General features: G+C 71.1%; 14 protein-coding genes. 9 read left to right on the top strand and 5 right to left on the bottom strand.

Annotation, left to right across the window (positions count from 1 at the left end; all coding sequences use genetic code 11):
• Nucleotides 1-6: 6 nt before the first annotated feature.
• Nucleotides 7-2,133: a transketolase gene (tkt, locus tag AC4BG9_RS12495; protein WP_490571432.1), complete on the bottom strand. Its 2,127-nt coding sequence runs from the start codon at nt 2,131-2,133 to the stop codon at nt 7-9.
• Between the two features lie 118 nt (nt 2,134-2,251).
• Between tkt and AC4BG9_RS12490 the strand changes: the two genes are divergently transcribed.
• On the top strand, nt 2,252-3,235 hold the full coding sequence (locus AC4BG9_RS12490; protein ID WP_490571431.1) for a heme o synthase: 984 nt from the start codon (nt 2,252-2,254) through the stop codon (nt 3,233-3,235).
• Nucleotides 3,236-3,358: 123 nt separating this feature from the next.
• On the opposite strand, the gene AC4BG9_RS12485 is transcribed toward AC4BG9_RS12490, so the two are convergent.
• The 4 genes from AC4BG9_RS12485 to AC4BG9_RS12470 form a co-directional block, all read right to left on the bottom strand.
• Nucleotides 3,359-4,297 (bottom strand): COX15/CtaA family protein, encoded by a 939-nt coding sequence (locus AC4BG9_RS12485; RefSeq protein ID WP_490571430.1) that lies wholly within the window; start codon nt 4,295-4,297, stop codon nt 3,359-3,361.
• 5 nt (nt 4,298-4,302) lie between these two features.
• Nucleotides 4,303-5,073, bottom strand: a complete 771-nt coding sequence (locus AC4BG9_RS12480) for an ABC transporter permease (RefSeq protein ID WP_490571429.1) — start codon at nt 5,071-5,073, stop codon at nt 4,303-4,305.
• Complete coding sequence (locus AC4BG9_RS12475) at nt 5,073-6,005, bottom strand: ABC transporter ATP-binding protein (RefSeq protein WP_490571428.1); 933 nt, start codon at nt 6,003-6,005, stop codon at nt 5,073-5,075. Before AC4BG9_RS12475 ends, AC4BG9_RS12480 begins: the two co-directional genes overlap by 1 nt.
• A gap of 62 nt (nt 6,006-6,067) precedes the next feature.
• Nucleotides 6,068-6,802 carry a phosphatase PAP2 family protein gene (locus tag AC4BG9_RS12470; protein WP_490571427.1) on the bottom strand — a complete coding sequence of 245 codons (735 nt, stop codon included), beginning with the start codon at nt 6,800-6,802 and terminating at the stop codon, nt 6,068-6,070.
• 172 nt (nt 6,803-6,974) lie between these two features.
• Here AC4BG9_RS12470 and AC4BG9_RS12465 point away from each other — a divergent pair, with 172 nt between their 5' ends.
• The 8 genes from AC4BG9_RS12465 to AC4BG9_RS12430 are packed head-to-tail and all read left to right on the top strand — an operon-like array spanning nt 6,975 to nt 13,564.
• Nucleotides 6,975-7,661, top strand: a complete 687-nt coding sequence (locus AC4BG9_RS12465) for a helix-turn-helix transcriptional regulator (RefSeq protein WP_490571426.1) — start codon at nt 6,975-6,977, stop codon at nt 7,659-7,661.
• A gap of 1 nt (nt 7,662) precedes the next feature.
• Complete coding sequence (sufB, locus tag AC4BG9_RS12460) at nt 7,663-9,081, top strand: Fe-S cluster assembly protein SufB (RefSeq protein WP_490571425.1); 1,419 nt, start codon at nt 7,663-7,665, stop codon at nt 9,079-9,081.
• 52 nt (nt 9,082-9,133) lie between these two features.
• The gene (sufD, locus tag AC4BG9_RS12455) at nt 9,134-10,321 is read left to right on the top strand and encodes a Fe-S cluster assembly protein SufD (protein ID WP_490571424.1); all 1,188 of its coding nucleotides are present in this window, start codon (nt 9,134-9,136) and stop codon (nt 10,319-10,321) included.
• Entirely contained in the window at nt 10,321-10,656 is a 336-nt protein-coding gene (locus tag AC4BG9_RS12450; protein ID WP_490571423.1) for a non-heme iron oxygenase ferredoxin subunit, read from the top strand. The genes sufD and AC4BG9_RS12450 overlap by 1 nt, the downstream gene beginning before the upstream one ends.
• A 37-nt stretch (nt 10,657-10,693) precedes the next feature.
• A complete protein-coding gene (sufC, locus tag AC4BG9_RS12445; RefSeq protein WP_490571422.1) occupies nt 10,694-11,452 on the top strand; it encodes a Fe-S cluster assembly ATPase SufC in 759 nt (252 codons plus the stop codon).
• Nucleotides 11,453-11,454: 2 nt separating this feature from the next.
• Nucleotides 11,455-12,717 carry a cysteine desulfurase gene (locus AC4BG9_RS12440; RefSeq protein WP_490571421.1) on the top strand — a complete coding sequence of 421 codons (1,263 nt, stop codon included), beginning with the start codon at nt 11,455-11,457 and terminating at the stop codon, nt 12,715-12,717.
• 5 nt (nt 12,718-12,722) lie between these two features.
• Nucleotides 12,723-13,187, top strand: coding sequence for a Fe-S cluster assembly sulfur transfer protein SufU (sufU, locus tag AC4BG9_RS12435; RefSeq protein ID WP_490571420.1), 465 nt, complete (start codon nt 12,723-12,725; stop codon nt 13,185-13,187).
• The gene (locus AC4BG9_RS12430; RefSeq protein WP_490571419.1) at nt 13,184-13,564 is read left to right on the top strand and encodes a metal-sulfur cluster assembly factor; all 381 of its coding nucleotides are present in this window, start codon (nt 13,184-13,186) and stop codon (nt 13,562-13,564) included. The genes sufU and AC4BG9_RS12430 overlap by 4 nt, the downstream gene beginning before the upstream one ends.
• The last annotated feature ends 2 nt before the right edge of the window (nt 13,565-13,566 follow it).

Below are 13,566 nucleotides of genomic sequence, written 5' to 3'. Positions count from 1 at the left end.
CTGCGGTCAGGCCTCCGCGGCGGCGATGCTGTCGAGCGCTGCGGTGACGACGGCCGCGGCCGTCATCCCGAACTCCTGATAGAGCCGGGTGTAGTCGGCGCTGGCGCCGTAGTGCTCGAGCGAGACGATCCGTCCCGCGTCGCCGACCACGTCGCGCCAGCCCTGGGAGATCCCGGCCTCGACGCTGACCCGCGCCTTGACGATGGGCGGGATCACCGCGTCTCGGTACGCCTGGTTCTGGGCGTCGAACCACTCACGGCACGGCATCGAGACGACTCGGGCGCGGACGCCCTGCTCGGCCAGCGTGGCCCGCGCCTCGACCGCGAGCTGGACCTCCGAGCCGGTCGCGACCAGCACCACGTCGGGCTGGCCGCCCTCGGCGTCGAGGAGCACGTAGCCGCCCTTGGCGACGTCGTCGGTGCCGGCCCAGTGCTCGCCGTCGACCACGCCGCGGGGGAGCACGGGGACGTCCTGGCGGGTCAGGCAGAGCCCGGCCGGGCGGTCGGTGTTCTCCAGCACGGCCTTCCAGGCGGCCGCGGTCTCGTTGGCGTCGGCCGGACGGACCACGTCGAGACCGGGGATCGCGCGGAGCGCCGCGAGGTGCTCGATCGGCTGGTGGGTGGGCCCGTCCTCACCGAGGCCGATGGAGTCGTGGGTCCAGACGTAGATCACCGGCGCCTGCATCATCGCGGCCAGCCGGACGGCGGGACGCATGTAGTCGGCGAACTGCAGGAAGGTGCCGCCGAAGACGCGGGTGCCGCCGTGCAGCGTGATCCCGTTCATGATGGCGCCCATCGCGTGCTCGCGGATGCCGAAGTGGAGCACCCGACCGTAGGGCTCGCCCTTCCAGGTGCTGGTGGTGCGGGTGACCGGGTTGAACGAGGCCGCGCCCTTGATCGTGGTGTTGTTGGACCCGGCCAGGTCGGCGGAGCCGCCCCAGAGCTCGGGCAGCACGCCGGCGACGGCGTTGATCACCTCGCCGGAGGCCTTGCGGGTGGCGACGCCGGCGCCGGCCTCCCAGGACGGCAGCGCGTCGGCCCAGCCGTCGGGCAGGCGGCGCTCCTTGACCCGGTGCAGCAGCGCGTCCCGCTCGGGGTTGGCCGCGGCCCACGCGGCGTACTGCTCGTCCCAGGCGTCGCCGGCGGCCTTGCCCCGCTCGAGTGCCTGCCGGGTGTGGGCGAGCACCTCGTCGGGCACCTCGAAGGTCCGGGCCGGGTCGAAGCCGAGGATCTCCTTGGTGGCGGCGACCTCGTCGGCGCCCAGGGCGGAGCCGTGGGCGGCGCCGGTGCCGCGCGCGTTCGGCGCGGGCCAGGCGATGGTGGTGCGCAGCTTGATGAAGCTGGGCCGGTCGGTGACCGCGCGGGCGGCCGCCAGGGCGTCGTAGAGCCCCTGGACGTCCTCGCGGTAGACGTCCGGGTCGCTGCGGTCGCCGGCCCAGTCGACGGTCTGCACGTGCCAGCCGTAGGCCTCGTAGCGCAGCGCGACGTCCTCGGTGAACGCCACGTCGGTGTCGTCCTCGATGGAGATCTGGTTGTCGTCCCAGATCAGCGTGAGGTTCCCCAGCTGCTGGTGTCCGGCGAGCGAGGAGGCCTCGGCGCTGACGCCCTCCTGCAGGTCGCCGTCGGAGGCGAGGCAGTACACGTGGTGGTCGAAGAGCGACTCGCCGGGGGCGGCTTCCGGGTCCAGCAGGCCGCGCTGGCGGCGGGCGGCCATCGCCATGCCGACGGCGTTGGCGACGCCCTGGCCGAGCGGGCCGGTGGTGGTCTCCACGCCGGCGGTGTGGCCGAACTCGGGGTGGCCGGGGGTCTTGGAGCCCCAGCTGCGCAGCCCCTTGAGGTCGTCGAGCTCGAGGCCGAAGCCGGCCAGGTAGAGCTGGAGGTAGAGGGTGAGGCTGGTGTGGCCGCAGGAGAGCACGAAGCGGTCCCGGGCGATCCAGTTCGGGTCCGCGGGGTCGTGGCGCATGACCTTCTGGAAGAGCAGGTAGGCCACCGGCGCGAGGCTCAGGGCGGTGCCGGGGTGACCGTTGCCGACCTTCTGGACGGCATCCATCGCGAGGACCCGGGCGGTGTCCACAGCCCTGTCGTCGAGGTCGGTCCACTCCAGAGCGGGGGATCCCTTGGTCCGTGCGGTCACGTGCTTCCCTTCGAACGTCTTCAACAACTCGGCAGAGCCGATAGGCAGGCACGAGCCTACTCAGGGGTCGGGCTAGACTCGACCCCGCCTGTACCCCACTCAACCGAGGTTCATCTCCGTGACGTACGTCGGCCACTCGGCCCCTGACGCCGAGCAGTCCGGACCCCACCGGTCTCCCGACGGATCCCGGACCCCGGGCGAGGCTGCGCCGCGCGCCGGGATCAAGGACGTGCTCGCGGCCTACGTCGGGCTCACCAAGCCCCGGGTGATCGAGCTGCTGCTGCTCACCACGGTGCCGGTGATGTTCTTCGCCGCGCGCGGGGTGCCGCCGCTGGGCCTGGTGGTCGCCACCGTGATCGGCGGGGCGCTGAGCGCGGGCTCGGCGTCGGCCTACAACTGCGTCTACGACCGCGACATCGACGAGCAGATGCGTCGGACCCGTCGCCGGGCGCTGCCCCGGCACGTGGTCACCCCGGCCTCGGCGCTGGTCTTCGCCACCGTGCTGGCGGCTCTCTCCACGGTGGTCCTGGCCGTGTGGGTCAACGTGCTCTCCGCCGGTCTCTCGCTGCTGGCCAACGCCTTCTACGTGATCGTCTACACGATGATCCTCAAGCGCCGCACCACCCAGAACATCGTCTGGGGCGGGATCGCCGGGTGCTTCCCGACCATCATCGGCTGGACCGCGGTCACCGGGCAGCTCGACTGGGCCCCGCTGATCCTCTTCATGGTGGTCTTCTTCTGGACGCCGCCCCACACCTGGGCGCTGGCGCTGCGCTACCGCGAGGACTACGCCAACGTCGACGTCCCGATGCTGCCGGTGGTCAAGCCCGCCGCCGAGGTGGGCCGCCAGATCGTTCTCTACAGCTGGGTGATGGTGGCCACCTCGATGCTGCTGTGGCCGGCGGCCGGGACCGGTCCGGTCTACCCCGTCGTCGCCGCGGTGCTCGGGGCGGTCTTCCTGCTCGAGGCGCACCGGATGTGGAACCGGGCCAAGGCCTCCGACCAGCTCACCGACATCTCACCGATGCGGCTCTTCCACAACTCCAACCTCTACCTGTCGCTGCTCTTCGTGGCCGTGGCGCTGGACCCGCTGCTCTTCTGAGCCCGCTCCGGTCGGCCCGCGTGCAGCCCCCGGCTCCGGCGCGCCCGCCGCGGCCCGACGCACGGAGCCACCACGGAGCCACCACGGAGCCGGCCCGGGGTCAGCGCGTGGCCGAGCGCGGGGTCAGCGCGGGCTGAGCGTGGTGGCGGCCTCGGTCTGCGGCGGGGCGGTCGGGTCGGGGTGCTCGGCCGGCTCCGCCTCGGAGCGGTGGGGGAGGACCGCCAAGGTGATCCGCGCCAGGCCCGCCGCGAGCAGGCCGGCGCCCAGCATGTGCAGTGCGACCAGCGCGATCGGCAGGTCGAGCCAGTACTGCACCCAGCCCAGCACGCCCTGGGCCAGCTCGATGGCCAGCACCAGGCCGGTGACCAGGGTGAGCCAGCGCATCCGGGCGTGCAGCGCCGCGACCAGGAGCGCCACGGTCAGCGCGACCAGCACGTAGACCGAGACGGCGTGGACCTGGGACAGCACGGCGGGGTCCAGGCCGTTGCGCGGGGCGTGGTCGTCCCCGGCGTGCGGACCGGCGCCGGTCACCACGGTGCCGAGGTAGAGCACCACCCAGCCGACGGCGAGGTTGGCGAAGGCGAGCCAGCGGTGGAGTCGCGGCGCCGGGCCCCGGTCGGGGCTGCGGAGCTCGTCGAGGAGGACCACGCAGACCATGACGATGGCCATCGACAGCAGGAAGTGGAGCGAGACCACCCACGGGTTCAGGTCGGTCAGCACGGTGATGCCGCCGAGCACCGCCTGCAGCGGGATGGACAGGCCGACCACGAAGGAGAGCCGCGTCGCCTTGCGGTGCTGGGCCCCGAGGGCGGCCAGGAAGGTGAGCAGGGCGACCGCGGCCAGCACGAAGGTGAGCAGTCGGTTGCCGAACTCGATCGCACCGTGGATGCCCAGCTCGCCGTGGGCCACGAAGGACTCGTCGGTGCAGCGCGGCCAGGTCGGGCAGCCGAGCCCGGAGCCGGTGAGGCGCACCGCCGCCCCGGTGACGACGATGCCGATGTTGGCCAGCAGGTTGGCGATCGCCAGCGGCCACAGCCACGGGGCGAGACGAGCCAGGGTCATTCGGGTCACTCCCACTTGAAGGTGCGTGCGGTGGCCACCGCGCCCAGCGTCGCCCAGGCCACCAGGACGAGCATGGCCGAGCCGTCTGCCCGGCCGTCCAGCAGAGCGGCGCGCATTCCCTCACCGAGGGCGCCGGAGGGGAGCCACGCGACGATCTCGCCGAATCCACCGTACGTGGTGGCGGGGAGGAGGACGGCGCCGCCGGTGAGCAGCAGCAGGTAGATCAGGTTGGCGGCCGCCAGCGTCGCCTCGGCGCGCAGGGTGCCGGCGACCAGCAGGCCCCAGGAGGTGAAGGCGCCGGTGCCCAGCAGCAGGAGGAGGAGCGCGGCCCACCACCCGCTCGGGTCGGGCTGCCAGCCCATGGCCAGCGCGACGCCGGCCAGCACGACCAGCTGCATCGCCTGGACCAGGAGGACCGCGCCGACCTTGCCCAGGAGGAGTCCGTACCGGGGGAGCGGTGAGGCACCGAGCCGCTTGATGAGGCCGTAGCGGCGTTCGAAGCCGGTGGCGATCGCCACCGAGGTGAAGGAGGTGGACATGACGGCGAGCGCGAGCACGCCGGGCGCCAGCACGTCGATGACCGGTCGGTCGAAGCCGAGGTCGAACCGGTCGGCGGCACGGACCCCGCCGACCATCACCAGGACGGGGATGACCAGGGCGAGCAGGAGCTGCTCGCCGTTGCGGAGCATCAGCCGCGACTCCATGCGCGCCTGGGCGAGGACCTGGCGCCACAGCGGCGCCGCTCCCGGGGCGGGACGCAGATCGAGCGTGCTCATCAGGTCAGCCCCCGGCCGGTCAGCTCGAGGAAGACGTCCTCGAGGGTGCGCTGGCCCAGGGTCAGCGACTCGGGCAGCACGGCGTGGGCCTCGCACCAGCGGGCGACCACGCCGAGGGTCCGCGAGTCCGCGGTGCCGGAGACCGACATGCTGAGGGCCCCGAGCTGGCGGACGTCGGTGTCGGGGCCCAGCTCGGCCTGCAGCGACTCGGGTGCGCCGTCGGGGAAGGGTCGGGTGACGACCAGCCGGATGGTGGTGCGCCCGCCCCGCATCAGCTCCAGCGGACTGCCGGAGGAGACGAGCACGCCGCGGTCGACGATGTGGACCTGGTCGGCGAGGTGCTCGGCCTCCTCCATGTGGTGGGTGGTGAGCACGACCGTGACGCCGTGCGTCCTCAGGTCGTCGAGGAGGTCCCAGGTGTCGCGGCGGGCCTGCGGGTCCATCCCGGCCGTCGGCTCGTCGACGAAGACCAGCTCGGGCCGTCCCACCAGGGCCATCGCCAGGCCGAGCCGCTGCTGCTGGCCGCCGGAGAGCCGCCGGTAGGGCGTGCGGCCGCAGTCCCCGAGACCGACCCGCTCGGCGAGCGTGTCGACGTCCATCGGGTCGCGGTGCAGGGCGGCGACGTGCCGCAGCATCTCCATGGCCCGCACCCCGGACCAGGCCCCGCCGGACTGGAGCATCACCCCGATCCGGGGCAGCAGGGCGCGCCGGTCCCGGTAGGGGTCGAGACCCAGCACCCGGACCCGGCCCTGCTGGGCCCGGCGGTAGCCCTCGCACGTCTCCAGGGTGGTGGTCTTGCCGGCGCCGTTGGGGCCGAGGACGGCGGTGATCGTGCCGCGCTCCACGCGCAGCGACAGGCCGTCGACCGCCACCTTGTCGCCGTACCTCATGACCAGGCCGTCGACCTCGACGGCGGCGGAGGAGGTGGGCACGCCACCAGTCTAGGAACCGACCCGTGGCAGCGGCCCGCGCGGGTCGGTCCGGGCCGGCGTGCTCACCCCGCCCGCTCCGGCTCCAAGGGCTGGCTGCGCCGCCGGTGACGGCGTGCCTCGAGCTGCAGGGCGGCGGTGTGCCCGAGGAGCGCGAGCGTCACGCCGACCACCACGTCCAGGACGTAGTGATTGGCCGTCGCCACCACGGCCAGGCCCATCAGGACCGGCAGGGCGAACCCGACCGTCCGCAGCCACAAGGTGGCGGCCGCGGTCACGATGGCGATGCCGACGAGCAGGTCCCAGCCGGTGTGCAGGCTCGGCATGGCCGCGTACTGGTTGGTGAAGGCGGGGGGCTGGAGGTAGCGGTAGGCGCGGGACTCCTCGCTCACCGTGTCGGCCATCCCGAGGTCGAGCAGTCGCGGGGGAGTGACGGGGTAGAGGGCGACGACGAGCATCCCGAGCGCTCCGGAGACCAGCATCGCGTCCCGGAGCCGCAGGAAGACGTGCCGGTGCAGGACGGCCAGCCAGATCATGGTGAGCACGATCACGGGCCAGTGGCCCCAGATGTAGACCCAGTTGGCCAGGGTCCGGGTCGAGTCCCAGGGTGCGACCAGGTCCTGGATCTGGGCCTCCACGTGCAGGCCCAGGCGCTGCTCGAGCGCGATGAGGTCGTAGGCGTGCGCGTCGGCCTCCGGCACCGCGCCGACGGTCAGCCCGCGGACGGTGAAGTAGACCAGGATCGCGATGGTGACCCACGCGGCCTGCCGGGCGACCCAGAGCAGGGAGGACCGGGTCACGGGCGTACCGTGTCCTGTGCCGCGCGCCGGTGCGCCATGGGCACTCTCCCTTCCACCCCTGCCATCGTGGAGGAGTCGGGCACCCGGGCACCAGGGTCGCTCGACATGTGGCGGGAGTCACTTAGGGTGACCTTCTTTGAAAGCGACTTCGCATTAACGTAACAATTGCGTTGTGGAATTCGACCGGACCTCGCCCAGCACCGTCGGTGCCGTGGCGGACGCGCCCACCCGGGCTCGGGTGGTCCGGTCGATCCTGGAGAACGGACCGTCCACGGCCGCCTCGCTGGCGGCCCGCCTGGAGCTGACCTCCGCCGCGGTCCGGCGCCACCTGGACCAGCTCGTCCAGGAGGGGGTCGTGGAGTCCCGGCTGCCGCGGGCCGACGGGCAGCGCGGGCGGGGAAGACCTGCGCGCGTCTTCGTGTTGACCGAGAGTGGACGCGACCAGTTCGACCAGCAGTACGACGACCTCGCCGCCCAGGCCCTCCGCTACCTGTCGGAGACCGGTGGCGAGGACGCGGTGCGTGACTTCGCCCGGCGCCGCGCCGGCTTCATCGAGCGCGACTACCGGGCCGTGCTCACCGACGAGCCCGGCCTGAGGCCGGCCGAGGCGCTGGCGCGGGTCTTCTCCGCGCAGGGCTACGCGGCCAACGTCCGGGAGCTCCCCGTGGCCGGCTCCCTCGACCAGCTGTGCCAGCAGCACTGCCCGGTCGCCCACGTCGCCCACGAGTTCCCCCAGCTGTGCGAGGCCGAGACCGAGGCGATCAGCAAGGTCCTCGGCACGCACGTCCAACGACTTGCCACCATCGCGCACGGCGACGGTGTCTGCACCACCTGCATCCCCCAGAGCAAGGAAGGCTGACATGACCTCCATCGAAGAGCTCAACCCCGAGCTGAAGGGCATCGGGCGCTACGAGTTCGGCTGGTCCGACCGCGACGACGCCGGCTCCACCGCCCGCAGGGGCCTCAACGAGGACGTCGTGCGCGACATCTCGGCCAAGAAGTCCGAGCCCCAGTGGATGCTCGACCAGCGGCTGAAGGGCCTCAAGCTCTTCCACCGCAAGCCCATGCCCACGTGGGGATCGGACCTGTCGACGATCGACTTCGACAACATCAAGTACTTCGTCCGCTCCAGCGAGAAGCAGGCCGCCACCTGGGACGACCTGCCCGAGGACATCAAGAACACCTACGACAAGCTCGGGATCCCCGAGGCGGAGAAGCAGCGCCTGGTCTCCGGCGTCGCCGCCCAGTACGAGTCCGAGGTGGTCTACCACTCGATCCGCGAGGACCTCGAGGAGCAGGGTGTCATCTTCGTCGACACCGACACCGCGCTGCGCGAGCACGAGGAGCTGTTCCGCGAGTACTTCGGCACCGTCATCCCGGTCGGCGACAACAAGTTCTCGGCCCTCAACACCTCGGTGTGGTCCGGCGGCTCCTTCATCTACGTGCCGAAGGGCGTGCACGTCGACATCCCGCTGCAGGCCTACTTCCGGATCAACACCGAGAACATGGGCCAGTTCGAGCGGACCCTGATCATCGTCGACGAGGACGCCTACGTGCACTACGTCGAGGGCTGCACGGCGCCGATCTACAGCTCGGACTCCCTGCACTCCGCGGTGGTCGAGATCATCGTCAAGAAGGGCGGCCGCTGCCGCTACACGACCATCCAGAACTGGTCGAACAACGTCTACAACCTCGTCACCAAGCGGGCCACCTGCGAGGCCGGCGCCACGATGGAGTGGGTCGACGGCAACATCGGCTCCAAGGTGACCATGAAGTACCCGGCCATCTACCTGATGGGTGAGCACGCGAAGGGCGAGACGCTCTCGATCGCGTTCGCCGGCGAGGGCCAGCACCAGGACGCCGGCGCCAAGATGGTCCACGCCGCGCCCCACACCTCCAGCTCCATCCTGAGCAAGTCGGTGGCCCGTGGCGGCGGCCGGACGTCCTACCGGGGCCTGATCCAGGTCAACGAGGGCGCCCACGGCTCGAAGTCCAACGTGCTGTGCGACGCGCTCCTGGTCGACCAGATCAGCCGCTCCGACACCTATCCGTACGTCGACATCCGTGAGGACGACGTCTCGATGGGCCACGAGGCCAGCGTCTCCAAGGTCTCCGACGACCAGCTCTTCTACCTGATGTCGCGAGGCATGGAGCAGGACGAGGCGATGGCGATGATCGTCCGCGGCTTCGTCGAGCCCATCGCCAAGGAGCTCCCGATGGAGTACGCCCTCGAGCTCAACCGCCTGATCGAGCTGCAGATGGAGGGTGCGGTCGGCTGACCGGCCCCTCCCGCCTGACCCCGCAACGACGTAGAAAGCAGAACCTGTGACCGTGACCGAGACCGCCCGTGAAGGGGTGGCGTCCGCCCTCGAGATGGACCGGGTGGAGAGCCACCTGCACCCCCTGGGGTCCTTCGAGGTGTCCGACCACCCCGTGCCCACCGGGCGCGAGGAGATCTGGCGCTTCACCCCCCTGAAGCGACTGCGCGACCTGCACGGCGACGCCGCGTTCGCCGCGCCCACCACCGCCCTGGAGTGGAACACCCCCGACCCCGTGCGGGTCGAGCGGGTCGAGGGCCCCGAGGCCCGCGACCTGCGGGGTGTCTCCGGGCTGGTGCCCAACAGCCGCTTCACCGCCCGGGTGCTGGCCGAGACGCCCAGCACCCTGCTCGTCGACGTGCCCGCCGAGGCCGAGGTCTCCGAGCCCGTGGTGGTGCAGGTGCGCGGCACCGGCGCCGAGGGGCAGGAGGCGGCCCACGTCGCGCTCCGCTTCGGCCGTCACTCGCGGGCCACCGTGGTGCTCAACCACACCGGCAGCGCCACGCTGGCCCAGGTCGTCGAGGTCGTGGTCGGCGACGGCGCCGAGGTCACGGTCGTCTCGGTCCAGGACTGGGCCGACGACGCGGTCCACCTCACCCACACCCAGGCGCGGGTGGGTCGCGACGCCTCCTACAAGCACGCCGCCCTCACCTTCGGCGGCGACGTCGTGCGGATGGACGCCAACGTCACCTACGACGGGCCCGGCGGGTCCGCGGAGATGCTCGGCCTCTACTTCGCCGACGCCGGCCAGCACCTCGAGCACCGGCTCTTCGCCGACCACACCGCGCCCCGGACCAAGAGCCACGTGGTCTACAAGGGTGCGCTCCAGGGCGACAAGGCCCACACGGTCTGGGTCGGCAACGTCCTGATCCGCAAGGTCGCCGAGGGGATCGAGACCTACGAGGAGAACCGCAACCTGGTGCTCACCGACGGCTGCCAGGCCGACTCGGTGCCCAACCTGGAGATCGAGACCGGCGAGATCGAGGGTGCCGGGCACGCCTCGGCGACCGGTCGCTTCGACGACAACCAGCTCTTCTACCTGCGCTCGCGGGGGATCGAGGAGGCCGAGGCGCGGCGCCTCGTCGTCCACGGCTTCTTCAACGACCTGATCCGCAAGGTCGACGTCCCCGAGATCGAGGAGCGGCTCATCGCCGTCGTCGAGGCCGAGCTCGCCAAGAACGTCACCGGGAAGCACTTCTGATGGCCTTCCAGCGCGCCTGCGGTGTCGCCGAGGTCGAGCAGGACCGCGCGCTCGCGGTGACGCTCGACGACATCGAGGTCGCCCTCGTCCGCCAGGGCGAGGAGTTCTTCGCCCTCCACGACGTCTGCTCCCACGGGCACGTCGCCCTCTCCGAGGGGGACGTGGCCGACTGCGCGATCGAGTGCTGGCTGCACGGCTCCAGCTTCGACCTCCGCACCGGCAAGCCGACGGTCCCACCGGCCACCGAGCCGGTCTCGACCTTCTCGGTCGAGGTCCGCGGCGACGACCTCTACGTCGACGTGGCCACCCCCCTCAACGGCGTCACGCCGTCCTGACCCCCCGACTTCAGCAGAGAGTAGAGAGACACACACGATGAGCACACTGGTGATCAAGGACCTGCACGTCTCGGTGGAGACCGAGGACGGTCCCAAGGAGATCCTCAAGGGCGTCACGCTGACGATCAACGACGGCGAGACCCACGCGATCATGGGCCCGAACGGGTCCGGCAAGTCCACCCTCGCGTACTCGATCGCCGGGCACCCCAAGTACACGGTCACCGGCGGCAGCGTGACCCTCGACGGTGACGACGTGCTGAGCATGTCGGTCGACGAGCGGGCCCGCGCGGGGCTCTTCCTGGCCATGCAGTACCCGGTCGAGGTCCCCGGCGTCTCGGTGTCGAACTTCCTGCGCACCGCCAAGACCGCGATCGACGGCGAGGCGCCGAAGTTGCGCACCTGGGTCAAGGACGTCAACTCCTCGCTCAAGGCCCTCGACCTCGACCCGTCCTTCGCCTCGCGCTCGGTCAACGAGGGCTTCTCCGGCGGGGAGAAGAAGCGGCACGAGATCGCCCAGCTCGAGCTGCTCGACCCCAAGGTGGCGGTGCTCGACGAGACCGACTCCGGCCTTGACATCGACGCCCTCAAGGTCGTCTCCGACGGCGTCAACCGCTTCGCCGCCAAGGGCGACAAGGGCGTTCTGCTGATCACGCACTACACGCGGATCCTGCGCTACATCAAGCCCGACTTCGTGCACGTCTTCGTGGCGGGCCGGATCGCAGAGCAGGGTGGCCCGGAGCTGGCCGACCGGCTCGAGGCCGAGGGCTACGACAAGTACACGAAGGCCACGGTCTGAGCATGACTCTCCCCGGTCTGCTCCCCGAGCTCGAGATCATCCGCAAGGACTTCCCGATCCTCGAGCGCACGGTCGCGGGTGGGCAGCCGCTGGTCTACCTCGACAGCGCCAACACCTCCCAGAAGCCGCAGGTCGTCATCGACTCGATGGTCGACCACCTCGAGCGGCACAACGCCAACATCTCCCGGGCGATGCACGCGCTGGGGGCCGAGGCCACGGAGGCGTTCGAGGGTGCCCGCGACAAGGTGGCGGCGTTCGTCAAGGCTCCGTCGCGCGACGAGGTGATCTTCACCAAGAACGCCTCGGAGGCGCTCAACCTGGTGGCCAACACGCTCGCCTGGGCGCGCGGTCCGCTGGCGGTCGGTGAGGGCGACGAGATCGTCATCACCGAGATGGAGCACCACTCCAACATCGTGCCGTGGCAGCTGCTCGCCGAGCGCACCGGAGCCACCCTGAGGTGGTTCGGGCTCACCGACGACGGCCGGCTGGACCTGTCGGGGGTCGACGACCTGATCACCGAGCGCACCAAGGTGGTCTCGCTGACCTGGGTCTCCAACATGCTCGGCACGATCAACCCGGTCGCCGAGATCGCGGCCCGGGCCAAGGCGGTCGGAGCCCTGGTGGTGGTGGACGCCTCCCAGGCGGCGCCCCAGCTGCCCGTCGACGTCGCGGCCACCGGTGCCGACTTCGTCGCCTTCACCGGCCACAAGGTCGTCGGGCCGACCGGCATCGGGGTGCTGTGGGGACGGCGCGAGGTCCTCGAGGCGTTGCCGCCCTTCCTCGGCGGTGGCGAGATGATCGCCACCGTCAGCATGGAGCGCTCCACCTACGCCCCGATCCCCGCGAAGTTCGAGGCGGGCACCCCGCCCATCGTCGAGGCGGTCGGACTGGGCGCGGCGGTGGACTACCTGAGCGCGGTGGGCATGGAGGCGATCCACGCCCACGAGAAGGCGATCACCGGCTATGCCCTCGAGGGGCTGCTCTCGGTCCCCGGCCTCACCGTGCTGGGGCCCCAGGACGCCGCCTCCCGCGGCGGCGCGGTCGCCTTCGAGCTGGCCGGGGTGCACCCGCACGACGTCGCGCAGGTCCTGGACACCCGGGGCATCGCGGTACGCGCCGGGCACCACTGCGCCAAGCCGGCCCACGCCCGCTTCGGCGTGCAGAGCTCGACGCGGATGTCGTCGTACCTCTACACCACGCCGGCGGAGATCGACGCCCTGGTGGAGGGACTCCACTACACCCGTTCGTACTTCAAGGTGGGGTGATCCACGTGTCCGCGGAGCTCGACTCGCTCTACCAGGAGATCATCCTGGACCACTACAAGAACCCGCACCACGCCGGCCTCAGGGAGCCGTTCGAGGCCGAGGTGCACCACGTCAACCCGACCTGCGGCGACGAGGTGACGCTGCGGGTCCACCTGAAGGACGGCAGTGTCGCCGACGTCTCCTACGACGCCCAGGGGTGCTCCATCTCCCAGGCGTCGACCTCGGTGATGGCCGACCTGGTCATCGGCCGCCCAGTCGAGGAGGCGATGGCGATCCACCAGGAGTTCCTCACCCTGATGCAGGGCAAGGGCCAGGTCGAGCCCGACGAGGAGGTCCTCGAGGACGGGATCGCCTTCGCCGGGGTCGCGAAGTTCCCGGCGCGCGTCAAGTGCGCGCTCCTGTCCTGGATGGCCTGGAAGGACGCGACCAGCCAGGTGCTCGGCAACCACAACGCTCAGGAGACAGCATGAACGACCAGAACACCGCCCACTCGGACCTGCCGCCGGTCGACGTGGACGCGCTCGCCTCGGGAACCACGACCGCGACGGTCGAGGACGTCACCGAGGCGATGAAGGACGTCGTCGACCCCGAGCTCGGCATCAACGTCGTCGACCTGGGGCTCGTCTACGGGGTCCACGTGGACGAGGCGTCCAACTGCGTCATCGACATGACGCTGACCTCGGCGGCCTGCCCGCTGACCGACGTCATCCAGGACCAGACCAACGCGGCCCTGGAGGGCCTGGTCGGCGACGTGGCGATCAACTGGGTGTGGATGCCGCCGTGGGGCCCGGACAAGATCACCGACGACGGCCGCGAGCAGCTGCGCGCCCTCGGCTTCAACGTCTGAGA

The sequence above is a fragment of the Nocardioides sp. Z40_12 genome, assembly GCF_058215795.1.
The sequence above is the reverse complement of the archived record's forward strand: the minus strand, read 5'-3'. Positions and strand labels throughout refer to the sequence as shown.

Coding starts and splice junctions, on each gene's coding strand:
- AC4BG9_RS12450 (WP_490571423.1), top strand. CDS start 10,321: ATGGCCTTCCAGCGCGCCTGCGGTGTCGCCGAGGTCGAGCAGGACCGC.
- AC4BG9_RS12480 (WP_490571429.1), bottom strand. CDS start 5,073: ATGAGCACGCTCGATCTGCGTCCCGCCCCGGGAGCGGCGCCGCTGTGG.
- sufB (WP_490571425.1), top strand. CDS start 7,663: ATGACCTCCATCGAAGAGCTCAACCCCGAGCTGAAGGGCATCGGGCGC.
- AC4BG9_RS12485 (WP_490571430.1), bottom strand. CDS start 4,297: ATGACCCTGGCTCGTCTCGCCCCGTGGCTGTGGCCGCTGGCGATCGCC.
- sufC (WP_490571422.1), top strand. CDS start 10,694: ATGAGCACACTGGTGATCAAGGACCTGCACGTCTCGGTGGAGACCGAG.
- AC4BG9_RS12430 (WP_490571419.1), top strand. CDS start 13,184: ATGAACGACCAGAACACCGCCCACTCGGACCTGCCGCCGGTCGACGTG.
- AC4BG9_RS12440 (WP_490571421.1), top strand. CDS start 11,455: ATGACTCTCCCCGGTCTGCTCCCCGAGCTCGAGATCATCCGCAAGGAC.